Source organism: Archaeoglobus neptunius, from assembly GCF_016757965.1.
In the GTDB taxonomy this organism is placed as follows: Archaea; Halobacteriota; Archaeoglobi; order Archaeoglobales; family Archaeoglobaceae; genus Archaeoglobus; species Archaeoglobus neptunius.
Genome location: NZ_JAEKIW010000011.1, coordinates 1 through 23,197, shown reverse-complemented (window position 1 = coordinate 23,197; position 23,197 = coordinate 1). Strand labels below are relative to the sequence as shown.

25 protein-coding genes and 1 pseudogene are annotated in these 23,197 nt (G+C 44.7%); 10 read left to right on the top strand and 16 right to left on the bottom strand.

The features are described from left to right. Positions 1–30: 30 nt before the first annotated feature. Positions 31–1,188, bottom strand: coding sequence for an LL-diaminopimelate aminotransferase (locus JFQ59_RS09190; RefSeq protein ID WP_202320138.1), 1,158 nt, complete (start codon positions 1,186–1,188; stop codon positions 31–33). A 74-nt stretch (positions 1,189–1,262) separates the two neighbouring features. Between JFQ59_RS09190 and JFQ59_RS09185 the strand changes: the two genes are divergently transcribed. From JFQ59_RS09185 to JFQ59_RS09175, 3 genes are read left to right on the top strand one after another with little or no spacing between them, the layout of a single operon-like run. After that, positions 1,263–2,078, top strand: a complete 816-nt coding sequence (locus JFQ59_RS09185) for a hypothetical protein (protein ID WP_202320137.1) — start codon at positions 1,263–1,265, stop codon at positions 2,076–2,078. Next, the gene (locus JFQ59_RS09180; RefSeq protein ID WP_202320136.1) at positions 2,075–2,584 is read left to right on the top strand and encodes a DUF531 family protein; all 510 of its coding nucleotides are present in this window, start codon (positions 2,075–2,077) and stop codon (positions 2,582–2,584) included. The genes JFQ59_RS09185 and JFQ59_RS09180 overlap by 4 nt, the downstream gene beginning before the upstream one ends. Then, positions 2,572–3,222 (top strand): RNA 2'-phosphotransferase, encoded by a 651-nt coding sequence (locus tag JFQ59_RS09175; protein ID WP_202320135.1) that lies wholly within the window; start codon positions 2,572–2,574, stop codon positions 3,220–3,222. Before JFQ59_RS09180 ends, JFQ59_RS09175 begins: the two co-directional genes overlap by 13 nt. Here the strand turns inward: JFQ59_RS09175 and JFQ59_RS09170 are convergent. From JFQ59_RS09170 to JFQ59_RS09160, 3 genes are all read right to left on the bottom strand, one after another. Then, positions 3,204–3,452, bottom strand: a complete 249-nt coding sequence (locus tag JFQ59_RS09170; protein WP_202320134.1) for a hypothetical protein — start codon at positions 3,450–3,452, stop codon at positions 3,204–3,206. The genes JFQ59_RS09175 and JFQ59_RS09170 overlap by 19 nt on opposite strands. 41 nt (positions 3,453–3,493) lie before the next feature. Beyond that, on the bottom strand, positions 3,494–4,558 hold the full coding sequence (locus tag JFQ59_RS09165; RefSeq protein WP_202320133.1) for a DUF1646 family protein: 1,065 nt from the start codon (positions 4,556–4,558) through the stop codon (positions 3,494–3,496). Between the two features lie 87 nt (positions 4,559–4,645). Beyond that, positions 4,646–6,199 carry an ABC transporter substrate-binding protein gene (locus JFQ59_RS09160; RefSeq protein WP_202320132.1) on the bottom strand — a complete coding sequence of 518 codons (1,554 nt, stop codon included), beginning with the start codon at positions 6,197–6,199 and terminating at the stop codon, positions 4,646–4,648. 281 nt (positions 6,200–6,480) lie between these two features. On the opposite strand from JFQ59_RS09160, the gene JFQ59_RS09155 reads away from it, so the two are divergent. The 3 genes from JFQ59_RS09155 to JFQ59_RS09145 are packed head-to-tail and all read left to right on the top strand — an operon-like array spanning position 6,481 to position 8,776. After that, on the top strand, positions 6,481–7,251 hold the full coding sequence (locus tag JFQ59_RS09155; protein ID WP_202320131.1) for an RAD55 family ATPase: 771 nt from the start codon (positions 6,481–6,483) through the stop codon (positions 7,249–7,251). Then, a complete protein-coding gene (locus tag JFQ59_RS09150) occupies positions 7,236–7,568 on the top strand; it encodes a hypothetical protein (RefSeq protein ID WP_202320130.1) in 333 nt (110 codons plus the stop codon). The genes JFQ59_RS09155 and JFQ59_RS09150 overlap by 16 nt, the downstream gene beginning before the upstream one ends. After that, entirely contained in the window at positions 7,565–8,776 is a 1,212-nt protein-coding gene (locus JFQ59_RS09145) for a hypothetical protein (RefSeq protein ID WP_202320129.1), read from the top strand. Before JFQ59_RS09150 ends, JFQ59_RS09145 begins: the two co-directional genes overlap by 4 nt. Before the next feature lie 2 nt (positions 8,777–8,778). Here the strand turns inward: JFQ59_RS09145 and JFQ59_RS09140 are convergent, their stop codons facing one another. Further along, entirely contained in the window at positions 8,779–9,612 is an 834-nt protein-coding gene (locus tag JFQ59_RS09140; RefSeq protein ID WP_202320128.1) for a UbiA family prenyltransferase, read from the bottom strand. Between the two features lie 409 nt (positions 9,613–10,021). On the opposite strand from JFQ59_RS09140, the gene JFQ59_RS09135 reads away from it, so the two are divergent. After that, entirely contained in the window at positions 10,022–11,956 is a 1,935-nt protein-coding gene (locus tag JFQ59_RS09135) for a PAS domain S-box protein (protein WP_330999871.1), read from the top strand. Here JFQ59_RS09135 and JFQ59_RS09130 read toward each other — a convergent pair. From JFQ59_RS09130 to rpl7ae, 6 genes are read right to left on the bottom strand one after another with little or no spacing between them, the layout of a single operon-like run. Continuing rightward, a complete protein-coding gene (locus JFQ59_RS09130) occupies positions 11,924–12,208 on the bottom strand; it encodes a thioredoxin family protein (RefSeq protein ID WP_202320126.1) in 285 nt (94 codons plus the stop codon). The genes JFQ59_RS09135 and JFQ59_RS09130 overlap by 33 nt on opposite strands. A 3-nt stretch (positions 12,209–12,211) precedes the next feature. Further along, the gene (gene infB, locus JFQ59_RS09125) at positions 12,212–13,999 is read right to left on the bottom strand and encodes a translation initiation factor IF-2 (RefSeq protein ID WP_202320125.1); all 1,788 of its coding nucleotides are present in this window, start codon (positions 13,997–13,999) and stop codon (positions 12,212–12,214) included. Then, positions 13,996–14,451, bottom strand: coding sequence for a nucleoside-diphosphate kinase (gene ndk, locus JFQ59_RS09120; RefSeq protein WP_202320124.1), 456 nt, complete (start codon positions 14,449–14,451; stop codon positions 13,996–13,998). Before ndk ends, infB begins: the two co-directional genes overlap by 4 nt. A gap of 4 nt (positions 14,452–14,455) precedes the next feature. Then, positions 14,456–14,632, bottom strand: coding sequence for a 50S ribosomal protein L24e (locus JFQ59_RS09115; RefSeq protein ID WP_202320123.1), 177 nt, complete (start codon positions 14,630–14,632; stop codon positions 14,456–14,458). Positions 14,633–14,636: 4 nt separating this feature from the next. Beyond that, the gene (locus tag JFQ59_RS09110) at positions 14,637–14,852 is read right to left on the bottom strand and encodes a 30S ribosomal protein S28e (RefSeq protein ID WP_202320122.1); all 216 of its coding nucleotides are present in this window, start codon (positions 14,850–14,852) and stop codon (positions 14,637–14,639) included. Between the two features lie 22 nt (positions 14,853–14,874). Further along, a complete protein-coding gene (rpl7ae, locus tag JFQ59_RS09105; RefSeq protein ID WP_202320121.1) occupies positions 14,875–15,234 on the bottom strand; it encodes a 50S ribosomal protein L7Ae in 360 nt (119 codons plus the stop codon). 134 nt (positions 15,235–15,368) lie between these two features. Between rpl7ae and JFQ59_RS09100 the strand changes: the two genes are divergently transcribed. Then, complete coding sequence (locus JFQ59_RS09100; RefSeq protein WP_202320120.1) at positions 15,369–17,723, top strand: DNA-directed DNA polymerase; 2,355 nt, start codon at positions 15,369–15,371, stop codon at positions 17,721–17,723. On the opposite strand, the gene JFQ59_RS09095 is transcribed toward JFQ59_RS09100, so the two are convergent. From JFQ59_RS09095 to JFQ59_RS09085, 3 genes are read right to left on the bottom strand one after another with little or no spacing between them, the layout of a single operon-like run. Next, positions 17,712–18,218: an archaemetzincin family Zn-dependent metalloprotease gene (locus tag JFQ59_RS09095; RefSeq protein WP_202320119.1), complete on the bottom strand. Its 507-nt coding sequence runs from the start codon at positions 18,216–18,218 to the stop codon at positions 17,712–17,714. The genes JFQ59_RS09100 and JFQ59_RS09095 overlap by 12 nt on opposite strands. Further along, entirely contained in the window at positions 18,215–19,384 is a 1,170-nt protein-coding gene (locus JFQ59_RS09090; RefSeq protein WP_202320118.1) for a TraB/GumN family protein, read from the bottom strand. The genes JFQ59_RS09095 and JFQ59_RS09090 overlap by 4 nt, the downstream gene beginning before the upstream one ends. Beyond that, positions 19,369–20,448, bottom strand: coding sequence for a CBS domain-containing protein (locus JFQ59_RS09085; RefSeq protein ID WP_202320117.1), 1,080 nt, complete (start codon positions 20,446–20,448; stop codon positions 19,369–19,371). Before JFQ59_RS09085 ends, JFQ59_RS09090 begins: the two co-directional genes overlap by 16 nt. Before the next feature lie 148 nt (positions 20,449–20,596). On the opposite strand from JFQ59_RS09085, the gene JFQ59_RS09080 reads away from it, so the two are divergent. Together JFQ59_RS09080 and priL are read left to right on the top strand one after the other, a co-directional pair. After that, on the top strand, positions 20,597–21,334 hold the full coding sequence (locus JFQ59_RS09080) for a DNA polymerase sliding clamp (protein ID WP_202320116.1): 738 nt from the start codon (positions 20,597–20,599) through the stop codon (positions 21,332–21,334). Between the two features lie 7 nt (positions 21,335–21,341). After that, on the top strand, positions 21,342–22,457 hold the full coding sequence (gene priL, locus JFQ59_RS09075; protein WP_202320115.1) for a DNA primase regulatory subunit PriL: 1,116 nt from the start codon (positions 21,342–21,344) through the stop codon (positions 22,455–22,457). On the opposite strand, the gene JFQ59_RS09070 is transcribed toward priL, so the two are convergent. Next, positions 22,454–22,660 carry a histone family protein gene (locus JFQ59_RS09070; protein ID WP_202320114.1) on the bottom strand — a complete coding sequence of 69 codons (207 nt, stop codon included), beginning with the start codon at positions 22,658–22,660 and terminating at the stop codon, positions 22,454–22,456. The genes priL and JFQ59_RS09070 overlap by 4 nt on opposite strands. 307 nt (positions 22,661–22,967) lie before the next feature. Then, positions 22,968–23,197 (bottom strand): annotated as a pseudogene (locus JFQ59_RS09065) (secretion system protein E); the annotation flags it as partial.

The window sequence follows — 23,197 nt, the reverse complement described above, 5'->3', positions numbered from 1 at the left end:
AAGTTTTTCATTTAGAAAAGATAAGATTATTTATGTAATAAATTTATTTAATCTCTCAACAGCCTCTTTTATTGTGCTCTCGTCTCGTGTAAGGGCAAATCTAACATAGCCCTCCCCGGATTTCCCAAAGCCGATACCGGGCGTTGCCACAATTCCTGCTTTATCAATGAGATTCTTGACGAAGTCCACACTTTTACCATTTACCCTTGCCCAGACATAGAAGGTGGCAAGGGGCTTTTTCGCTTTGATACCAATGCTCCTCAAACCGTCAATGAGCAAGTCCCTCCTTTTCCTGTAAATTTCGCAATTTCTGTCGATAACACTATCCGGCCCGTCCATAGCAGCGATGGCAGCCTCCTGTACGGCCTCAAAAACACCGCTGTCAACATTGGTTTTAACCTTGAGAAGACCCGAGAGAATTTCATCATTTCCACATGCAAAGCCAATTCTCCATCCCGTCATGTTGTATGTTTTGGACAGGGAGTTAAATTCAACTGTTACTTCGAATGCGTTGTCAAACTCCAGAAAACTAGGTGCTGTGTAACCATCAAACGTAATTTCGCTGTAAGCAGCGTCATGGGCCAGTATTATTCTGTTATCGATGCAGTAGTCTATTGCCTCCCTGATAAACTCTTTTGTTGCAACCGCTGCAGTCGGGTTGTTCGGGTAGTTCAGAAACATTATTTTCGCCTTTCTTGCGACATCATCGGGAATTGACTGCAGATCTGGAAGAAAACCGTTTTCCTCCTTCAGCGGCATTTCATAGGGGATACCGTCTGCAAGAAGTGTGGAGGAATAGTAGACAGGGTACCCAGGTTCCGGAACGAGAACGTAGTCTCCATCATTTACGAAGGCAAGGGGCAGATGCGCTATTCCTTCCTTTGAGCCTATAAGCGCTACAATCTCCTTTTCCGGATCGAGCTTTACGCCTTTTCTCCTCTTGTAAAAACTGGCAGCACTCTCTCTGAAGCTCAGCATCCCTTCGTAGCTCGGGTACTTCTGTCTTTCTACCTTCTCCACTGCCGCCTTCATCGCCTCCACTATGTGTTGCGGAGTTGGAAGATCAGGATCCCCAACGCCCAGATCTATTACCTTTACACCTTCCTGGATCTTTTTTTTCTTCATTGCATCGATTTCGGCGAAAAGATAGGGAGGAATTTTTTCCATCCTCTCCGACAGATCGAACATAATTTGAATGGGCTGGAAATGATATATCACTTTTTCCGAATAATGTAAATACTGCGAGAGAGATTTAGCGAAGTATGTGGCTCAGAGTTGGCAGTTATCCTGACAGGGAACTTGCAATGGAGATGGCATCAAAGCTGAGAAATGCAGGAGTTAGGGTTGAGGTAAAGGAGTATGTGGAATGGGATTTAACGGAGAAATATCTGCTTAAAGGCAAACTTGGTGAGCTTGAAGAATATGAGGAAGCGCAGGAGTGGAAGAGATATGCGGATATAATCAGAGAGCTAATTAGGAATGGAATGGAGGTTGAGGCGTTCGAGAGAGAATTTTTAAAAAGAGCGATGCCAGAGGAGTTTGAAATTGTTGAAAAGGCCAGAAGTGACGAAATTACCGATGATGAGCTTGTTGATGCAGTTGATGCTATGATGAAACTTTCACTGCTGCTTTCGTCCGTATATGGCTTCCTCAAGGCAAACGGAATAGAGGTGGGTGAATATATCCAAGGCAATCTTCCTGAAGACCCTGAAATAATCATTGAGCTTGATGATTGGGCGGAGGGCTGCGAAAAGGTTTACTACCTCGACTTTGTACCCTCATACGAAATCAGTGTGGATGTGTTAAGTGCCATAAGGGGCGGGGCTGAGATACATGGGATGGAGGGAGCTGTTGTAGATGCGGCATCAAGGGTATTGATGAACCTCATTGCGGGTATCGATGAAACAAACGACATTGAAGAGCTGAAAAACTATGCCGTGGGTGTTATTGAGGACTCGAAGGAATTTGATGCCGACGTTTACGTTGATGCAGAGGAGGTTTTTGAAATAATGCTCAGATCTCTTGAAAAGGCTGGAGTGATTAGAATCTCCGGTAAAAAGGTCAAATTCAGAAGATGATAGTCATATGTCTTGTTAATACATATGATAAGCTTAAAAAACACGAAATTCACCTGAGGAGCATAGCCAGGGCGGCCCCCCTTTGTTATGCGTTCAACATGCATCTTGCCCTTCTCGACTTCCCATTCTGGAAAAAACCCGAAGAGGTTGCGGAGGAGGTTGCCGAATATACTACCATCGGAAATGGGGGGAAATACCTGCTAGGTTTGGCTGAAGAAGGTAAACTTCATCTTGTTGAAAAAATTCCGGCCCATTTTGGAGTCAGCATTGCAACAACGTCAAAACCCGACCCAAAAAAGAATATGGATCTCGAACTTTTAAAAAGTCTCAATTCAGCAACATTTTTAATAGGTCTTGGCAGGAAAGGATTGCCATCGAACATCTTAAAATCTGCAAGGTATCACCTTGATATAACTCAGCAAGGAGTCAGCCTTGAAACCTGCACGGCCATAGGGGCGATTGCAATGCTGCTCGCACTCAGGGTGGTGAAAAGATGGAGGAAATAAGATTCTGTCCCGAGCATGGATTTTACAGAGGTGAGAAGTGTGGGTGTGGAGAAAGAGGAGAGCTGATTCTCAGTAAAGAAAGAGTCGAGAAGCTTGGTAGATTCGTTTCAGGCCTTCTGAGGCACTTTCCCGATAAGTTCGGATTGAATATGGATGAAAACGGGTGGGTAAATCTTGAATCGCTTGCCAGAGTTGTGAGGAGAAGATACCGGTGGGCCAACATCTGGATAATCAAGGCACTTGTCTACAGTGACGAAAAGCAAAGATACGAGCTGAGGGATGATAAAATCAGGGCGAGATACGGTCACAGTGTGGATGTGGAGCTGAATGATATGCCTGAAGCTGATGAGGATTTGCTTTACTATGGAACCAGCGAGGAAGAGGCTCAGAGAATGATGGAAATTGGAATAAAACCCGTGAATCAGAAATTTGTCCATCTCTCCACAACAATTGAGAAGAGCAGGGAAGTAGCAAGTCTCAGAACAGACACGCCCATAGTTCTTGAGGTTGATGCAAAAAAAGCAAGAGAAGAGGGTATTAGAATAATAAAAGCGAATGAGTTGATAGCGCTCGCCAGAGAAATCCCAGCTAAATATATAAGGAAGCAGATAATATTTAATCAGTACTCGTCTTCGTAGTAATAATCATCTTCATCTTCGAATTCAGAGTATTCATCGAACATATCCTCCTCGTAGCTTTCTAGGTCGTCCAGTTCATATTCCTCGTTGGTATCCAGCAGGAGAAGTCGCCCCTCTTGGTAGACCATTATCGAGTTGCAGAGACTGCATTGGATCTCCACACCCTCATATAAGTCGGTAATTTCGATTTCTTCCCCACATGAAGGGCATCTAATTATCTTGACCGCCATATTGGGGAAGTTGTTTAAACTCAAATTTAAATTTTGTGCTGTTAGATCTGGATTATGTAGATGATCCCGAAGAACACTGCCATGAGCAGCAAACCCAGGGGAACGCCGATTCTTGCCCATTCTCCCATCGATATTCTCAATCTGCCAGCAGCAACAATATTCGGTATATTCCCGGGTATGAGCATACCTCCTGAGATGATCAATCCCATCAGTGCGCCTTTTATTTGAAGTTCAGTGAGTTGAGGACCTATTTCGGCTGCTGCAAGCGTTGCGTTATCGAGAATTGCTGAGACCATGTTCACCCAGTATATTATCTCAGGAGGTATTTTTGAGATGTACCAGTCAATAATTGGCGTGAACCCTTCACCAAGCAGAACGAGTGCAGCTATGAATACGTAAACCCTTATGGCTCTTATTATGACTGTTCTTATTGATTCAACGTATTCTGGAACCTCTATGTTTTCCACAGAAGCGCTTCCAGTTCTAAAAGCACCGTAGATACCAAGAACAACTACTGAAGGGATTATGTACTTACCAACAAGGTCCACAAGATAGAAGAACTCCTCATTCAGCTTTTTGACGACGATTGTTGAAAGCGGCTCACCTACGGGAGTTAGCGCAGCGCCAAGTCCCACAGCAAAACAGGCAATCACGACGAACTCAATTTTTTTGTGCCTTTCGAGAGGAACGACAAGGGCAATCTCCGCCAGAATCACGGCTGAAACTATCACAGACATTATGCTTGAAAGCAGACCGAAAATGACGATAACGAGAAAGGCAAAAACCTTGATCCCGAGCCTTCTGAGAACGGCCACAAGAAAGGAGTATACCTGCCTGTTAAAAAAATGAATCAGCAGACCAACAATCAGGACAACCTGAAATATGCCGATGGGGATACCGGCAAACTCGGAAATTTTTAGAGGGGTTTCAAGGGCCTCGATAACGAGTTTGTAGCTCCAGAGGCCGCTCACTGTTACCGCCGCAATACCCATAATAAGGAAAAATGGTTCGAGATTCTCTTCAACTTTTTTTACCCTGAATGGCAGTATCAGAACCAGAGCGAGGATGATAAAGAGACCGGCGGAAACAAAGAGATTTTCCTCCATGAAGACTTCCGTTTTTTGAAGCATATAATTTTTACGGGATATTGGACGGTAGTTTGCAGATTATAATTACAACAAAAAATAAAAAATTTAAACCTCGTATATGAGGTAGTATCTGAATATCATTGTTGGATCCAGCGTTATACCCTCTATGTTCTTCTTGGCAACGATGGTCAGCTTACCCTGGATCAGCGGGATTATGGGGGCATCCTCTCCGAGTTTCTGCTGAATCTGCTTGTAAAGCTGTACTCTCTCGTCATGGGATGTTGCAACCGAAGCCTTCTCAATCAGTTGATCCATCTTCTCGTCGCTGTACGGGTAGCCAAGCCAGTTGTTTGCCGTGCTCTTCAGGAATGGCGCTGTGTAGTCATCGGGGTCGAGGTAGTCTGGATACCAGCCGAAGAGCGAAGCCATCATTGCACCCTTTCTGGCATAATCGACGTAGGTTGACCATTCAGCACTCTTGAGATCGACCTCAATCATTCCCGTCTTTTCAAGCTGCTCCTTGAGCACCTGAGCGAGGTCCTTCTCGGTATCTCCGTAGTGCGTTGGGGTCCACCAGAGTTCGAGCTTCAGCTTGTTGTCCTCGCTGTATCCCGCCTCTTTCAGATACTGCTTTGCCAGATCGATATTTCCGTCTCCATACATGTCCTTGAAGACGTCAATGTGGCTCCACATTCCGATTGGTACCAGTGAGTAGAGTGGCTCAACCGTTCCTCTGTACACTCTCTGGACAATGTCCGGTCTGTCGATAGCTGCAGCGATTGCCTTCCTAACTCTGACATCCTTTGTTGGATAGTCGGTATTGTTATTGCCGTTGAGAACCAGATATCTTATAAAACCACCAGGAGCCTCTATGACCTTGAGGTTCGGATTTGCCTTCAGAGATTCTATGTCAATGGGCGTAAGGGTTCTCCATGCTATGTCTATTTCTCCCTTTTCAATCGCAAGTCTCAGCGTGGTTGCATCTTTGTAGAACCTCACAATGATTCTTTCAGTTTTGGGCTTGTCACCAAAGAAGTACGGATTGGCCTCGAGGATGAGTTCCTGGTCTCTCTTCCACTCCACTATCTTGTACGGCCCGACGCCTCCTGCGGTCTGGTCTGTGTCGATCTCTTTTTCCTTGTATGCCGGATGAACCGGGAAGTACGGTGGTGTGGCCAGCAATGCCAGGAAGTATGATGCTGGCTTCTTGAGGGTGAACTTTACAGTGTAGTCGTCAACAGCCTCCACGTTCTTCACAAAGTCGGTAACGAGCCACGATGGGTCACCCTGTATTTCCATGACTCTCTTTATACTTCTCACGACATCCTGTGCCTTGCACGGGGTACCATCTGCAAATTTCAGGTCCTTCCTCAGGTGGAATGTGTAAACCAGCCCGTTGTCACTCACTTCATAGCTTTCGGCGAGATACGGCTCAAGCTCGGTTGTTCCGGGTTTGTACCGCATCAGACCGCCCATTACGTTGTTCAGAACCTCCCAGGTGTAGAAATCGTAAGCATTTGCTGGGTCGAGGTCGGTAATTTTGTCTGTAACACCAATCGTTATCGCTTTTTCCTCTACCGGTTTCTTTTCGGCCTGCTGTGCACAGCCCAGCAGTGATATTGCCACCACCAGGGCGAAAACAACAAATAGCTTCTTCATGACACATAGCTTGTGATAGTGTTTATAATACTATCTTGACTGCTTTTGGCATGTATTTTTCATAAAAGCCAGAGCAGGAAGTCCGTATTAGCAAGTAGTATTTTAGAGCTTATATTTAAATTTACAAAGTCTCTGTAGTCTCAAAAATTTGGAAAAACGGACAAAATCCAGAGAGGAAGTGAGAGAATTGCTAGTATATGGAATAGAAATTGGCCTCTCCTTTTCTGTAACAGTGTTTTTCTGAAAAATTTATTTATACTGGTTTCGAGCTAATTATTATAATGAATCGAAGGATTATGAGTGGCATCTACGGACTCGACAAAATCCTTGGAGGGGGATTCATCGAAAATACAGTAAACGCTGTATTGGGGGGACCGGGTAGCGGTAAAACGATATTTTGCATGAACTTCATCCTCGAAGGACTTGAAAACGGGAATAGATGCCTGTATGCCTCCCCCGATCTCGATGCGGATGATTTTCTGAGACTTGCGGCTTCAATGTACTGGGATCTGTCCGGTTATCTGGAAAACGGACAGCTTGAGGTGGAGATGCTTTCCCAGGAAGATGTCCCGAATTTGCTGAAAAACGTTCTCAGGTATGATAGAATAGTTGTTGATTCAATCTCCCCCATTGTAGTGGATATGGACAGCAAAGAGAGGAAAAATTTGAACTGGTTCCTTAAAAATTTGAAGGCAAATGGAACAGCTCTGATAACCGTTGAGGAGCCTGTGTACAGGTCGGAGGAAATTGTTGTTTTTCTTGCGGATAGCATCATCAATTTAAAGTATACGGGCTACGGTGGGCCCTACAGCAGAACCCTCAGGGTTCTAAAGCACAGGATGTCGTGGCATGGTGAAGGCGTTTATCCGTTTTACATCATAAATGGGGTGGGGATTGTAGTGGATGAACGTAGAGGGGAGGGATTTGAAGTTGAAGAACTGGACTTACCGGAAATTGCTATGGAAAAAATCAGAGATCTTTGCAGAAGGGGAGCACTCACAAGAGAGGATGTGGAAAAAATAAAGCGGAGAGTTGCATGGTCGAAAGGTTGAGACGCATAATCGAACCTTTCGAATCGGACGAGTCGATAATGTTTGCTGCGATTTATACAATAGACGGCACACCCCTCGTAACTCACATCAAGGACAGGAAGTATATACCGGTTGTCGAGTGGATGGAAAGGCAAATAGACGTGGTATCAAGGCAGATCATGGAGGACAGGCTTGATAGCGTCGAATTCAGACTCGGGGGTGAGGGGATTCTGTTTCGTCCTCTCTCGGGAGGGCTTATTCTTGTTGTGGGCACCTCTGACGAGACCTCGCTTTATAAACTGAGGGTTGACACGGAAACTTTGAGGAGAATGGTATGATAGAATTTGCTTATACTCTCAAAAACGATCCCAGAAAGGCCTTTGAGGAAATAGAACAAAAAATGAGGTCTGCAGGAATTGAACCAACTCTTGCGATACTCTTTCTGACCGAAAGCTTACAAAAAAGATACGATAAATTTAAGTTTAATTTTGACACGGTCAGCGTTCCGGTGGAGGGTTTTATCACGCCTGATGGCGTCTGGACGAGAGGCTGTCTCTGCATGTTCACCGATATTGAATGCAGCATAGGTGTATTCAGGGGAAAGGCCAGCGAAGTCGTAGAAAAACTCAGATCGACAAGAAAGGGAAAGTTTAACATGTTGATTTATCCCATCTTTTATGTAGAGAGTATGTTCTCTTTTATATCCGGCGCACTGAGGCTTAAATTAACAACAGATATTGATAAGGCGTCCAGAATTTATGAGGAGATAATATATCCAATGAATACCATTCTCAGACCTTTCAGAGATGATGGCAGCAAGGCTGTGGCTTTGAACATTTTTCCTCTTAACATAGGGATTGGAAAACCACAGATAGCCGTTAATGGACGAAAACTTGGCAGAGGAATTGTCAACCTGTCTTTCAACAGGGACTTTAAGGTTCGTTATACGGACTTTTTGCCTGAGAGGGGCGGAAGTCTTGAGGAGACGAAAGAAATTTTGAAGCAGGAATTTCAGTATATTGATGAAGTTTTTGTGGAAAAAAAGGGAATTGCAATCTCGAGCATAAATGGGATGAAGGTGAAGGACTTTTTGAGGAAGTACAACATCATGATGAAAGAAAATCTGGAAAGGGATATTGAAAAAGGTAGGTTTTTTGGAGCAACTCCTTACGGAATTCTGTTTATAAGCAGACAGAATTTCGGTTCGTCATATCTGGGTTTGATGGACTACGATGTGAAGTTTTATCCATCGCTTTTTGATCTCGATGTTTTTTTCTCAGAGGCAGTGTTTGTTGGTGAGGTATTGAAGGGTGGAATAAGTAGGGTTATTAATGAGCTGGAGAGCACCAGTTTTGTTGTTCTTGATCAGAATATTATGCTGATGTTTGAGGATCAAATTGTTAAAGTGGTAGACAAAACTCAAAGTTTTGGAGTGATTAGTTCACATCCTTCATATACTGGCCTACTAAAGAAAAACTGCATGAGCGAAGTTGAGGATGGGATATTCACTAATGCAACTCTGTCCACTTTAAGTTTAAACTTTTGAAATCAGCTCATCACAAGAATAGAGATAAAGCTCAGTAGTGCGAGAGATGTCGGATATGTGAGAGTGTAAATCTTTAGAAATGGAAGTGTGTCTTGTGTAAATCTCCATCCTGACGATCTGATTCTTAACACCGAAAATAAAACGGGTACCAGCATAGCTCCAGTAAGGCATGTTGATTTTGGCAATATCCTTTCGATGGAGAATATAACAACAGAAGAAATTGCGATGATATTTAGAACAGCCGAAACCTTAAACAACGTTGAGGGTTGAAAAACGACGGCCAGCGTCCTGTACCCTGCCATGGAATCTGCTGAGATGTCTTTGATATCTTTCAGTATGGCGGCTGACAGGTAGATCATCGAGGTTACCGCCACGAAAGCTATGGTCACCTCTGAAAAAGGGGAGAAAAAGCCCCATATAACAGCAGGAAATAGAGGGGATACAACGAGGTATGTGAGAACCTCTGTTCTGTAGTCCTCTTTCAGCCTCCTTATGTGCCTTCCAAAAAATACTCTGTCGGAGTACACCCACGTGAGAAAAATAAGGATTAGTGTAAATGGAATTGAGATGGGTTCTCTGGAGTAGAGCAGCACCAGCAGAAACGAGATCAGATAAAAAAGGAATGCCGTAATTGTTCCTTCTTTTCTGTTCTCGATCAAAAATTTCGCGTCCACGTCTCCACCTTTCACGTCATCCTCAGCGTCGTTGATGTGGTTCCACAGGTTGGCTGCTGTGAAGAACGAAAAGGAGAACAGGTACGATACCAGAAAGGAGAACCAGTCCATTCGATTCAGCGAAAAGGCGAGAAACGATACAAGCGGAAGAGGGTACGCCACATTTATTGGCTTACTACCATATTTCAAAAAGATAAACATAGGGCAAAATTATTTCGTTAGCTGCCAAACAGCTTAACACTCTTAAACACTTTCTCCGCTTCTTTCCTCTCATCCTTCCTTTCCATTTCCATCACCTCATAAATTCCTACACTATTTGATATTTAAATTTTTCTAAAAATATATTCATGATTGTAATAATAATTATTATACTAAAGGTAATTATTACAATCATCAACATGTTCCAGAGGAAAAAGACGATCACAACCCCGGTATCTGGAAATAGAATGACGATCTCCCGGCATTTAATTCAATCGCATCTGGTTTATATATACTAAGCAAAAATGTAATATATTGTGTATAGATAAATAGAAAATGAAATGAGCCTATATAACAGAAGGTGGTATTGTTGGTGAACGAAAAGAGGAATGAGCTGGTTTCTGCTCTTTACGAAATTTCGACACTGATATTCCCCAGAGACCCGAAAAACTTGCTGATTGAGCTGGGTAGGGAAATCCTGAAAAGAATGGGTTTTGAACAATTTAGGGCAGAGGTTCCTGCACTGAAACTGAAGATTAGAATTCCAGAAAACGGCGAATCGACTGAAAGGCTGGTGTTTTCAGGAAAAGCTGTTAAAATCTGGCTTGGCAGAGATGATGAAATTCTCAGGAGATATCAGAAAATCTTTCAGCCAGTTTTTGAGAAGCTGGATTACACAATTGGATACATCGTACTCACAATGGAGAGGGAGGATCTGCTGAAGCTGTCACCGGACATTATCGTATTTCTGGACGATAACGGGCGGGTTGTTGAGATGAATGAGACTGCCAAGAAAATTTTTGGAGAGGTTTTGGGAGAGAACTTTGAAGAACTCTGCAGTGATGATGTATGTGAGGCTGACGGGAGAGTATACAGCTTACTGAGCTACAGGCTGTTAACCGGAAAGGTGGTTGTTGGGAGGGATATTACTGAGAGGATTAAGCTGGAAAAAGAGCTTGAGGAAAGGGAAAGGCGATTCAGAACACTTGCCGAAGTATCTCCGGTTGGAATTATCGTTCACCAGGGCGGAAAGATAGTATTCGCCAATGATGAGGCTGAAAGACTCACAGGTTACAGTAGAGAGGAGCTTATCGGTAAGTCCGTGTGGGATCTGATACATCCGGATTATCATGAGATGGCAGAACAGATGCAGCAAAGGAGGCTGAGGGGTGAAAGACCTGTTTATGAGTTGAGGATAGTCAGAAAGGATGGTAAAGAGAGGTGTGTCCTCGTCAGTGGTAGTGCAATGCTGTGGAAGGGCAGGAAGTCCATTATCGCAATAGTTCTCGATATCACCGAGAGAAAAAAACTGGAGGAACAGGTCAGAGAGAGTGAGAGATTGTTCAGGACGATTTTTAACTCATCCCCCATAATCCAGTTTATTACCGTGGATGAAAAATTCACACTGGTCAATCGTGCGTTTGAAAGCGTTCTGGGGTACGATATTGAGGAAATTGTGGGGAAGAGCATATCTGAAATCGTCCACCGTGATGACAGAGAGGGAGTGAGAGAACATGCGATCAAAATGCTGAGGGGAGAGACGGACAGGCCGTATCGTTTCAGAGCCTTAAGCAAGGGTGGAGATGTCAGGTGGTTGTATGGAACGGTTGTCCCCATCGAGTATAAAGGCAAAAAGGCCGTGCTAAGTTTTGACGTGGATATAACAGAGCTTGAGGCAGAGAGAAAGAAGCTTGAAGAGCTCACAGAGATGCTTGAGCTGATCAACAGAACTCTTCGTCATGATGTGCTAAACGCTTTAACGTCTTCACTTGGGTATCTTGAAACTGCGATAGAGACAGGACAGCTCGAATACGCCGAAAAATCTCTCGAGAGTGTGGAAAGGGCTGTTGATATAGTAAGAAATATGAGAGCTTTTGAGAGTGCGGTAAAAAAGGGGGAGCTGAAGTGCATAAGTGTGGATGAAATTATTGAGGATGTGGTCAGGGATTTTGATGTTCCTGTGAAGGTAAACGGAAGATGTATGGCACTGGCTGACGAGGGATTGAGATCGGTCGTGGAGAATATTGTACAGAATGCAAAAATTCACAGCGGAACTGATAGAATCGATATAACGGTAAATGAGTATGACGACTACTGCGAGATAAGAGTGGCCGACTATGGAAGAGGAATACCGGACGAAATAAAAGACAGGGTATTTGAAGAAGGGTTTAAATACGGTGAAACCGCTCAGACGGGGCTTGGGCTGTTCATAGTCAGAAAAATCATCGAAAGGTACGGGGGCAAAATCTGGGTGGAGGACAATAAACCGAAGGGTTCAGTTTTCGTGATTAGATTGAAAAAATGCTGAAATCTGCTCCTTTATCGCTTCAAGAGCAGTTTGGTAGTCAGCATAGCCCATCAATCCGCCCACAACCTCTCCGTTTTCCACGATTACGAGCGTTGGCAGAATTGTCACGTCGTATCTTTCAGCAAGTTCGGGATTTCTGTCAACATCCACGACCTCAAATGCAATTCCGATCTCTTCTCTGAGCTTCTCAACGTTTCTCTCAAAGTATCTGCAGTAAGGACAGTATCTGCTTGTGAAAATAATTGCTTTCATGGGCTACTTTCCCCAGAACGGATTGTTTTTTCTCTTAATTTCCAGAAATTCAAGAAAAGTCTTTCTTGTCTCTTCATCAAGAGAGTCGAGAAGGTCTCTCTCAATAACCTTTGCATGCCTCTCCGGAACGTCAACATAAAGAACCTCGTCCCCTTCAAGCTGCCTGCCGATGGTCACGTCTTCAATCGCAATTGCTATTTCATCTCCTGCGCTGGCAATTGCTATGTTCTTCCCCTCTTTCTGCATCGTTCTCACTGCACCCACCTTCGTTCCGTCGGGTTTTATGAGATTGGCTCCCCTCTTCAGCTCTCCGGCCAGTACCTTAACTCCAACAATCGCAGGCTTGCTTCTCCTGAAAATAAACTCTTTCATGAGCTTGATCTTCCCCGGCTTGATTAATGCCTCAACCTTCTGTCTTTCTCTTGCAAGCCTCTCCTCCTCTCTCCACTTTACGAATCTTTCAATAAGTGAGTAAATGATCTGGTCTGAAAATATTCTCACGGTGTACTTCTTTGCCTCCTCCTCCACCCCGGGCAGAAGTTTTACGTTGAAAGCAAGAATAACTTTGTTCAGCTCGTCTCTGTTGGCGGATGCATCCACGACATCTCTTTTGTCCACATCTCCAACTTCGGCCTTCTTGATTGGGACGTTCTCCAGTCTCAGCTCGTTTATAAGAGCCTCAAGAGAACCGAGTGTGTCTGTTTTAAGCACAATTCCCTCATCGTCAGTTCTTATCGCTATCTCTTCATACTCTCTCTTTATCCTTTCCTCGAATGCTTTGATGTCGTCCTCGCTCTCAACAACCTCGAACTCACTTCCTGCGAGGACATTTTCCAGGTTTGGAGCGACTATTTTTATACCTGCTGCAGCCGTGACACTTTTCACGTTCTGGAACCTGCTCTCAACTCTCATCTCTCTTACGGGTGGCGGTTTGAGGATGGCCTTGATGTTTGTTACGATAACTTCGTCTTTACCGGCGATAGCTATTCTGTCCCCGACTTTCAACGTTCCGTCGTAGAGTATCGCATCACAGGTGGTGCCGAGCCCCCTTTCCTCCTTTACCTCCAGAACAGTCCCTCTCGCCTTACCTTCAATGTGCAGGCGGAGATTCTTTTCCAGATATCTCTGGGCAAGACCTACAAGGATTAAAAGGAGTTCGGGAATGCCCTCGCCTTTCAGGGCTGAAATTGGTACAACGGCCACCGTCCTCGTAAAGTCAGATATTCTGTCAAATCTGTCTGCCGAGAAACCGAACTTGTAGAGCTCGGCCACAAGGTTGTAAATCCTGTTTTCCAGATTCTGTTTTGCAAAATCCTCCTGCATGGCGTAGCTTTTCATGAATGGCATGTCTTCGTTGCTCTGCCATCCTGGAATCCTATCTATCTTGTTTGCGGCAACAACAAAGGGGGTTTTAAACGTTCTCAGTATTGACAGGGCCTCTTCAGTCTGGGGCTTAAACCCCTCGTTTATGTCGACTATCAGGACTGCGAGGTCTGCTAGAGCCCCACCCCTCCTCCTCAGGTTCGTGAAGGCCTTGTGACCGGGAGTATCTATGAAAAGAAGGCCGGGAATTTTAACATCAACTTTCCAGATATCCCGGCATATTTTTTTGATGACGTCAATTGGGACTTCCGTTGCCCCGATGTGCTGGGTTATTCCACCAGCCTCCTTCGCAACAACTCTCGATCTTCTGATTCTGTCCAGTAGTGTTGTTTTACCGTGATCAACATGTCCCAAAACAGCAACTATGGGTGTCCTGAGGGGTCTGTCCACTCCTTTCTTCTCTGTCATTTCTCTTCGTAAATCCAGGGTTCATCAGCTCTCTCGTAATCCAGAATCTCATCATCCCGGAAAAACAGAGAAATCTCTCTTTCTGCAGATTCCGGTGAGTCTGAGGCGTGTACGATATTTCTCCCGACATCCAGGCCGAAATCTCCTCTTATCGTTCCAACTGCTGCCTCAGCAGGGTTTGTTGCGCCCACAAGATTTCTCACGACCTTTATGGCGTTTCGACCCTCCACAACCATTGCCACCACGGGACCGCTGGTTATATAGTCCACAAGTGCGGAGAAGAACGGCTTCTCTTTGTGCTCTGCATAATGGTTCTCTGCAAGCTCCTTCTTTATCCAGAGCATCTTCATTCCGACCAGCTTCAGCCCCTTTCTCTCAAGTCTGCTGACAACCTCACCAACGAGACCCCTCTGTACTCCATCAGGTTTCACCATCACGAAAGTTCTCTCCATGAGATCACCTGCTGTAGTGCTTGGTCCACTTCAGTTTTCGTGCCTTTCTCTTCAGTTTGAGCATGTTCTTCTCACATTTGCCGGAGCAGAAGTAGTAAACCCTGCCATCTCTCCTGACGTAGAGTTTACCCGTACCCGGCTCAATATCATAACCGCAAAATGAACATACCTTTTTCTCCATCCATTCACCTCACTGCAAGTTTTCTGGCCTCTCTTGCCGTTTCCTTAATCATTATGATGTCTCCAACCTTCACAGGCCCGAAGATGTTCCTCGTTATCACCCTGCCTTTGTTCTCGCCTGCCAGAACCCTTACCTTTACCTGAGTCACCTCTCCATGCATTCCTGTCCTTCCCACGAGTTCTATAACCTCGGCAGGCTGAATATCTTCTTCATCGGCCATAATATCACCTTATATTTACGCCTCACTTCTGGAGACCTTTTATTTTCTCAACAAGTCCTGAAAGCTCCTTTTTCATTTCCCCTTCGTTCAATATGGCTGCTGATGCACAGGGCACTTCTATTCCTACGGCTCTTCCCAGCTCGTCTTTGCTCTTGACGTAGACATATGGCACGTTTTTCTCCTCACAGAGAAGCGGCAGATGGGCCACGATTTCAGGTGGGTCTACATCCGTGGCAATATACACAAGTTTGGCCAGTCCTCTCTCCACAGCTTTGGTGGTTTCATTAGTCCCTTTTTTAACTTTTCCAGTTTCCCTGACTTTTTCGAGAAGATTCAGAGCTTCCGTCTGCATGTCTTCAGGAACTTCAAACCTCACGTACATGTCATCACCTCCTTCTTTAAATCATCATTCATCGGCTCTTTACTACATCCCCGTGCAGTTTTAAAAGTTTTGGTCACTCAGGGAGGTGCATCCATAAGTCAAACTTTAAATCCTTTGAAATCTAAGAAGTAACGATGGAATCCAGAGAAGGCTGGCTGATCGATGCAGATTATGTTACCAGAAACGATAGGGCAGTGGTGAGACTCTGGTGTAAGGATGATGAGGGCGTTTTTGTGGCTTATGATCAGAATTTCAGGCCGTATTTTTATGTTATCGGTATTGATGAGAGTGTTGTTGAAAATGCTGTTGTGACGACGAAGAAAGAAGTTATCAGGCCCGAATCATATGAAAAAACCCGAGTAAAGTGCCTTGGTAAGGAGTATGACGGCTATGTAATCTATGCAGCTCATCCCCAGCATGTCCCAAAGCTCAGAGAGTATTTCTCTCAGTTTGGAGATGTTAGAGAGGCAGACATTCCGTTTGCCTATAGGTATCTGATAGACATGGATCTGGCCTGCATGGATGGTATTGTCGTGGAGGGGAAGGAGCTGAGCGACAGTAAAATAAGGAGCTATGAAGTCGAGGATGTGAGAAGGAGGAGGAAAGTTGAATTTCCGGACCTAAAAATTCTGGTTTTTGACTGTGAGATGCTTTCCTCATTCGGAATGCCTGAGCCCGAAAAAGATCCGGTCATTGTCATATCGGTGAAAACGGCTGAGGATGGAGAAACGATTTTGACCGGGGATGAGAGAGCTATTCTGAGAAATTTCATAAAACTGATTCGCGATGAGGATCCGGACATCATAGTGGGCTACAATCAGGATGGCTTCGACTGGCCTTATCTGCGGAAAAGGGCCGATTTGCTAAAGATTGATCTGAACGTGGGAAGGGATGGATCAAAAATTGTTTTCAGAGGAGGAAGACCGAAAATCACGGGAAGATTGAACGTCGATCTCTATGACATCGCTGTTAGGATATCAGATATAAAAATCAAAAAACTGGAGAATGTTGCCGATTTCCTTGGAACAAAAATTGAGATAGCCGAAATTGAAGCAAAGGATATCTACCGCTACTGGACAAGGGGTGAGAGGGATAAGGTGATCACCTATGCAAGGCAGGACGTCATAAACACGTACCTCATAGCAAAGGAGCTGCTGCCGATGCACTACGAGCTTTCAAAGATGATAAGATTGCCAGTTGACGATATAACCAGAATGGGCAGGGGAAAACAGGTGGACTGGCTTCTCCTGAGTGAGGCAAAAAAGATCGGTGAAATTGCACCCAACCCACCAGAGCATGCTGAGAGCTACGAAGGAGCCTTTGTTCTGGAACCTGAGAGGGGTTTGCATGAAAATGTGGTCAGCCTGGATTTTGCAAGCATGTATCCATCAATAATGATTGCGTTCAATATAAGCCCAGACACATATGGGTGCGGAGGAGACTGCTATACGGCACCAGAGGTAGGCCACAGGTTCAGAAAGTCGCCTGATGGATTTTTCAAAAAAATACTGAAGACACTCATAGAAAAAAGGAGAGAGATTAAGGCTGAGATGAAAAAGCTCAGTTTCAACAGCCCGGATTACAGACTGCTGGACATCAAGCAGCAGACGCTGAAGGTTCTGACGAACTCATTTTACGGTTACATGGGATGGAACATGGCCAGGTGGTACTGCCATCCGTGTGCAGAGGCAACAACTGCATGGGGAAGGTTTTTCATAAAGAAGTCGGCAAAAATAGCGGAAAGCATGGGATTCAGGGTGCTTTATGGTGATACTGACAGTATTTTTGTCACAAAAAATGCTGATCCTGAAGCGATGAAGGCAGATGTTGAAAAACTGATTGAAAAACTCTCCGATGAACTTCCGATACAGATTGAAGTTGACGAATACTATTCAGCCGTTTTCTTTGTTGAAAAGAAGAGGTATGCCGGACTTACCGCTGATGGCAGAATTGTGGTAAAGGGACTTGAGGTGAGAAGAGGAGACTGGTGCGAACTGGCAAAGAAGGTTCAGAGACGTGTTATTGAGGTTATACTGAAAGAAAAAGATCCTGACAAGGCCGTTTCGTACGTGAGGAATGTAATCTCAGATATAAGGTCCGGAAACGTAAAACTCGAGGATGTTGTGATATACAAAGGGCTGACAAAGAAGCCTTCGAAATATGAGTCCATGCAGGCCCACGTCAAGGCTGCACTTAAGGCGAAGGAGATGGGGATAGTATATCCCGTTTCGTCGAAGGTAGGATACGTTATTGTTAAAGGCTCCGGGAATGTAGGGGACAGAGCGTATCCAGTAGACCTGATAGAGGAGTTTGATGGTGAGGAGCTGAAAATAAAGACGAAAGGCGGTATTATTGTAAAGAGACTCGATAAGGACTATTACATAGACAACCAGATCATACCTTCGGTGCTCCGGATTCTTGAAAGATTTGGTTATAACGAAGCTAATGTGAAGGGGGTATCGCAGACGAGTCTCGACTCATTTTTCTGATTTCAGGTAGTTTTTTATCTGCATAGCACAGTTTCGGCAGAACTCCGAGCCCTTTCTGTCAACGTCAAATATATTGTTGGAGAAGCTCATAACACAGTTTCTGTTTTTGCAGTGGCGAAGACCGAGCACATGTCCAATCTCATGCACCGCCTCCTTAACAAGCCTCTCTGCAGTCAGCCTGGAATCATTGCTCTTCAGTCTGTAGACCGATACAACAGCTCTTTTGCCGAACAGCTCCGCCTCACCGAAAACAAAGTTGAGTCCTTCGGCGTAAATGTCTAAGTCCACAACTCCAAGGGTTATTCTTGACGGGGTAAGCCTTTTTAGAAGGCAGGTGGAGTTGAACTGACCCCTCAAAGAATTCAGACACTCTCTTGCCGGTGCTGTGGGATTGAGAACATGAACCTCTGCTCTGAATCTCCTCTTCAACTCCTTTTCAAGTGAGAAAATCAGTCTTTTGTCCACATCGCCAAGTGGCTGAATTGAAATCCTCATATCCACAGCCTTTCTCCAATCACCTTCGCAACATCAATTCCAAAAGTTGAAAGGATGTACCACCCTCCATAGATCGTACCAATCATGCTACCAACGTTTGTCAGGGCCGTGACCATCAGTACTCTGAAAAATCTGTTATTCATCATGTCTCTGAATGATTCTGCCTCTACAAGTTTTGAAAAATCCTCCGTTGTTGGTTTCCTTATCCATGCCTCCACAGCTCCGGAAACCCATCCAGCAGCAATCAGTGGATTCAGCGATGTGAGCCAGGCTGAGAGGAATGCTGCAGCTATTGACAAAGGATGCGCTCTGGCCAGAGCAGCTCCAGCAGCAGCAAGGATTCCATTTATGAGGAACCAGAAAATGAAGGCCTTAACGAGCACTTCTGTGTTGAGGGACAGAGCTATAAGGACGAAAGTGCCCATTATCAGTCCGGCAATGGATACGGAAATATATTTTAACAAATTTCTCCCTTTTTTGACCTCCTCAAGCTCTCTGATATTGACAGGTTTTTCCTTAAGCGTCTGCAAGGCCCTCTCTATTCCCTTTTTGTGACCCGCACCAACAACTGCCACGACCTTGTCGTATTTTGAAAATGCGTTGAGGAGGTTTGCAGCCATGTACATGTCTCTCTCGTCTATGAGCACCTTCGCCGCACTGGGAGATATGTTCCGAAACTCCCTGACCATAACATCAAGCACGTCTTCCTCGAGCATTTCATCGACATCGATATCTTCACCAACAAACATGCTTTTCAGAAGATGCCAGAGAAGCTTTATTTTCTCAATAAGGGTGAGATTCTGCCAGAATCGATTGAAGGTTATGCCTATATCCCTATCAATAAGCAGGACGTCTGCACCTATACTCCCTGCCTTCTCAATTGCGGCAAGCATTTCTGCTCCGGGTTTTACACCATATTCCTCTCCCACCTTTCGCTGAAAGTAGGAAAGAACGAGCTGAAAAAGGAGCAAAAAAACGTTTCCTTTTCTTATCACGTCAGCAATGGGGATCTCCTCTTTCACACCGTGAACGAGAGCCCTGTACCTTCTCGGACAGAGTTCGACGGCCACCGCATCAGGCCTTTCATTTTCGATAATGCTCTCCACTTCTTCAACGCTCTTCTTTGAAACGTGGGCCGTCCCCACAATTATCAGCTTCTTTTCCAACCCATCACCTCCAGGGCCTCAAGAATTTCTTTCACCCTCATCAGATCACTTCTCGAAACAATCCCCACAATCTTTCCGTTCTCAGTAACCGGCAGTCTTCCTATTTTTCTCTCGCTCATTATTTTGAATGCTTCAAAGGCAGACCTGTTGGGTTCGACGGTTATGACTTCCTTTGTCATAACTTCTCCAACCCTGGTATTGGGATCGGCGTTAATAATGTCGTGCAGGGTGACGATTCCCACGAGTTTATCATCATCTATTACCGGGTATCCCAAATGCTTGCTTTTGAGCAGCAGCGTCATCACTTCCGAAACCCGCATCTCCGGTGTTAAAGAAACAACGTTTTCGGTCATTATGTCTTTCACCTTGACCTTTCCCAGTACGTTTTCGAGAAGAACGATCCTTTCCTCCTCGCTTGCACCGATGTAGATAAAGAGAGCTATAAGGATTAGCCACGGATTGTAGAATATTCCAAATATGGCCATGAAAACTGCAAGAGCTCTTCCTATTTCAGCGGCAATTCTTGTAGCTTCGGCATAACTCTTTCTGTCTGCAAGAAAGCTCCTCAAAACTCTTCCGCCGTCCATGGGAAATGCTGGGATGAGGTTGAATGCAGCGAGAATCACATTGAAGTACGTAAACAGCGTAAAGAAGGCTGAAAGTTCCCTGAGCGGAATAAAGGACAGGATAAATGAAATGAGTGCGATTAAAAGGCTTGCGGCGGGTCCTGCAATGGACACAATAAACTCTTCTCGTGGTTTCTTGGGCATACTTTCCATCATTGATACTCCACCGAAAATGAACAGCATTATTGCCCTGACTTTAACTCCGAATTTCCGGGCGAAAATGGAGTGGGCAAACTCATGAATCAGTATTGCCACAAAAAGGGCTATTGCAGCGAAAAAAGACAGAAGAATTCTCTTCATTTCGCCAAAATCGGCAAAACCGTAGGGTGGGGGACTGATATAAAAGGCGTAGACCAGCAAGGCGAGCAAAATGACCAGACTTATGTGTATATTGATGTCTATCCCCGATATCCTGAAAATTCTGAATGATGTCCGCATATTTTAGGTTGTCACACTGTTTATAAAAATCTAATCCGATTTGAGTATACTTCGTGTCTCCGGAGTTGCAAAATGCGTGGTGGGTGTGAGGGGTACAATAGACGAGAGCAGAAAAAATTAAATATTAACGCACCTAAAAAAAGATGAGATGATAGACGTTATAATGACCGGAGATATGTTGAAGACAATAACGAGGGCTGTTGTGGCTCTTGTCAGCGAAGCAAGAATCCATTTTCTCGAAAAGGGCTTTCACTCTCGTGCAGTGGACCCAGCGAACGTTGCCATGGTCATTGTGGACGTTCCGAAGGACAGCTTTGAGGTTTACAAAATTGAAAACGAAAAGACTATCGGGGTGGATATGGACAGAGTTTTCGATATAGGCAAATCTATATCCGCAAAGGACCTTGTTGAGCTTAACGTCGAAGATGAAAGCACTCTGAAAATAAAATTCGGCAGTGTGGAGTACAAGGTTGCATTGATCGATCCCTCTGCAATAAGGAAGGAACCTAAGATTCCTGAGCTCGAGCTTCCGGCAAAAATTGTGCTTGATGCAGGCGAATTCAAGAAGGCAATTGCTGCCGCAGAAAAAATCAGTGATCACGTAGTCTTCAGATCTGATCGTGATGGATTCAGGATAGAAGCAAAAGGCGATGTGGACAGCATAGTTTTCCAGATGACGGAAACCGAGTTGATTGAGTTCAATGGTGGGGAGGCCAGGAGCATGTTCAGTGTGGACTATCTCAAGGAGTTCTGCAAGGTTGCCGGAAGTGGCGATCTCCTGACAGTGCATCTTGGCACTAACTATCCGGTTAGGCTGGTATTCGAGCTCGTTAGCGGAAGAGTAAAGGTAGAGTATATTCTGGCACCAAGAATAGAGGCAGAATAGCAAGCAGATGAAATATCTTCCTCTTTTACCTATTCTTTCAAGATATCCCTTTTTGAAAATTTCATCACACGTTTTCACCTTCGATGTTGAAGGAGAACTCGTAAACCATCCCGATGCTCTTGAAGCGGCAAAAAAAATAGTTGGCCACTCTATTGATGGGAAAGTTTACAGAGACAGGTTTGTGGAGGAGGCAGAGTTCTTCTGTGCGGGTTGCGATGAAAACTGCTATGATTGCACTGAGATTGGCAGGATGGAGAAATGCGACCTCTGCATGAGGTGCTTCGAAAGCTGCACACTGGATTATCCAGAAGAAACGGTAAGGAGGTTTCAGGCAAGGGCAAAAATGTCTCTTCTGACATACATTGCATCGAGAATGATCGTGTCTGCAATGGATGATTGGGTCAGAATGAGATATGCCGTGAATGAGGCGAGTTATTACTCCGAATGGCTGAAGAAAGATGCGGAGAAAAACGAGCTGGTTTTGAGGCTCGTTGCCATCGATATGGGGGTCAAACTTGACGGCTGGAATGTACACATTTCCGATTACGTTAGGGCATCATCCAGGATAAGGGACGACAGATGGAGGCTGCTGAACAGGAGACTGAGACACGGGTTTGTTGAAACCTCAAAGTTTGAAGTTGTGAGGATCATTGAAGAGCTTTTAAGGGCAAAGCTTTTCGAGAAGGTTCCGGTAGTTCCGCAAGTCCGTTCTGCAGTGGAGGACCTGACTAAAAAAGCTTCAAAAGAGGCAAAAAAGTTTGATTTTGATCTTGGTGACGTGGATCTGAAATGTCTGCCACCCTGCATGAAGGAAATACTGTCTGAGCTTAAAAGAGGTATGAACATTCCCCACACCGCCAGATTTGCCATCACCTCCTTTCTGCTGAACATCGGGATGGATGTTGATGGAGTAATCGCCCTTTTCAAGTCTGCCCCCGATTTCGATGAGGAGAAAACAAGGTACCAGGTAGAGCACATTGCAGGTGAGAGGGGAAAGGGTTCCGAGTATATATCACCTTCATGCGACACGATGCGGACGTATCAGAACTGCATATCGAACTGCAGAGTCACGCATCCATTGATCTATTATAAAAAATGTAAATCAAAAAAGGGAAAAGTTTAAAGCTCTCTCAGTGCCACCTTGATATCCTCCACTTTAACTGTTTTTCTTCCAGCATGTTTTGCCAGCTCAGAAGCTTTCTTTCCGATCTGCAAAGCGTATTCTTCAATTGCCTTCGCCAGCTCAACCTTGGCGTCCTCGCTGACTCTTGTTGCTCCAGCCTTTCTCAGCAACCTTTCTACAGGAGCAAGTGGAAGCTCCACCATACACACCTCCATCCAAGTTCAATTCTTTCAATAATTAAGGTGTCAAAATCTTATATAAATTTTTTCATGGAATACACTTTTTACTGACCGAAATTATGTTTACGGCATTAAAAGAATCTATCTGCAGGGGAATCGAGGAAAGGATAAAATTGGGTTTGATGATGGTGGTGGCAAAAAACTTCTAAACCTTTGATCTCCACTCAGAGAATATATCAGTCAAAAATCTAAATAAGTCACTCTTTTACCATTTTTGTAGTATATAATCGGTTGTCTATGGTATAAAAGAGAATAACCAAGCCGAGGTTCTTCAGATTTCATCCACACCGAGGTATTTCATGGCTCTTTCGGGATTGACCTGATATGCGTGGATTACATTGGAAACGTCCCTGAACATTCTTATTCCATTGGACAGCATAAACTCCAGCACCCTCTTCCTCCTGTCCAGCTCCTCATTCAGCTCCCTCACACTCCACCCCCTCTGCCTCCTTATCTCCTCCAGAGCCTTCGATGTTCCCACCATCGCATGCTCATCCTTAA

Bases quoted from the DNA above. Each gene is read 5' to 3' on its own strand.
- JFQ59_RS09190 (WP_202320138.1), bottom strand. From the start codon at position 1,188: ATGTTCGATCTGTCGGAGAGGATGGAAAAAATTCCTCCCTATCTTTTC.
- JFQ59_RS09185 (WP_202320137.1), top strand. From the start codon at position 1,263: ATGTGGCTCAGAGTTGGCAGTTATCCTGACAGGGAACTTGCAATGGAG.
- JFQ59_RS09180 (WP_202320136.1), top strand. From the start codon at position 2,075: ATGATAGTCATATGTCTTGTTAATACATATGATAAGCTTAAAAAACAC.
- JFQ59_RS09175 (WP_202320135.1), top strand. From the start codon at position 2,572: ATGGAGGAAATAAGATTCTGTCCCGAGCATGGATTTTACAGAGGTGAG.
- JFQ59_RS09170 (WP_202320134.1), bottom strand. From the start codon at position 3,452: ATGGCGGTCAAGATAATTAGATGCCCTTCATGTGGGGAAGAAATCGAA.
- JFQ59_RS09165 (WP_202320133.1), bottom strand. From the start codon at position 4,558: ATGGAGGAAAATCTCTTTGTTTCCGCCGGTCTCTTTATCATCCTCGCT.
- JFQ59_RS09160 (WP_202320132.1), bottom strand. From the start codon at position 6,199: ATGAAGAAGCTATTTGTTGTTTTCGCCCTGGTGGTGGCAATATCACTG.
- JFQ59_RS09155 (WP_202320131.1), top strand. From the start codon at position 6,481: ATGAATCGAAGGATTATGAGTGGCATCTACGGACTCGACAAAATCCTT.
- JFQ59_RS09150 (WP_202320130.1), top strand. From the start codon at position 7,236: ATGGTCGAAAGGTTGAGACGCATAATCGAACCTTTCGAATCGGACGAG.
- JFQ59_RS09145 (WP_202320129.1), top strand. From the start codon at position 7,565: ATGATAGAATTTGCTTATACTCTCAAAAACGATCCCAGAAAGGCCTTT.
- JFQ59_RS09130 (WP_202320126.1), bottom strand. From the start codon at position 12,208: ATGAAAGCAATTATTTTCACAAGCAGATACTGTCCTTACTGCAGATAC.
- infB (WP_202320125.1), bottom strand. From the start codon at position 13,999: ATGACAGAGAAGAAAGGAGTGGACAGACCCCTCAGGACACCCATAGTT.
- ndk (WP_202320124.1), bottom strand. From the start codon at position 14,451: ATGGAGAGAACTTTCGTGATGGTGAAACCTGATGGAGTACAGAGGGGT.
- JFQ59_RS09115 (WP_202320123.1), bottom strand. From the start codon at position 14,632: ATGGAGAAAAAGGTATGTTCATTTTGCGGTTATGATATTGAGCCGGGT.
- JFQ59_RS09110 (WP_202320122.1), bottom strand. From the start codon at position 14,852: ATGGCCGATGAAGAAGATATTCAGCCTGCCGAGGTTATAGAACTCGTG.
- rpl7ae (WP_202320121.1), bottom strand. From the start codon at position 15,234: ATGTACGTGAGGTTTGAAGTTCCTGAAGACATGCAGACGGAAGCTCTG.
- JFQ59_RS09100 (WP_202320120.1), top strand. From the start codon at position 15,369: ATGGAATCCAGAGAAGGCTGGCTGATCGATGCAGATTATGTTACCAGA.
- JFQ59_RS09095 (WP_202320119.1), bottom strand. From the start codon at position 18,218: ATGAGGATTTCAATTCAGCCACTTGGCGATGTGGACAAAAGACTGATT.
- JFQ59_RS09085 (WP_202320117.1), bottom strand. From the start codon at position 20,448: ATGCGGACATCATTCAGAATTTTCAGGATATCGGGGATAGACATCAAT.
- JFQ59_RS09080 (WP_202320116.1), top strand. From the start codon at position 20,597: ATGATAGACGTTATAATGACCGGAGATATGTTGAAGACAATAACGAGG.
- priL (WP_202320115.1), top strand. From the start codon at position 21,342: ATGAAATATCTTCCTCTTTTACCTATTCTTTCAAGATATCCCTTTTTG.
- JFQ59_RS09070 (WP_202320114.1), bottom strand. From the start codon at position 22,660: ATGGTGGAGCTTCCACTTGCTCCTGTAGAAAGGTTGCTGAGAAAGGCT.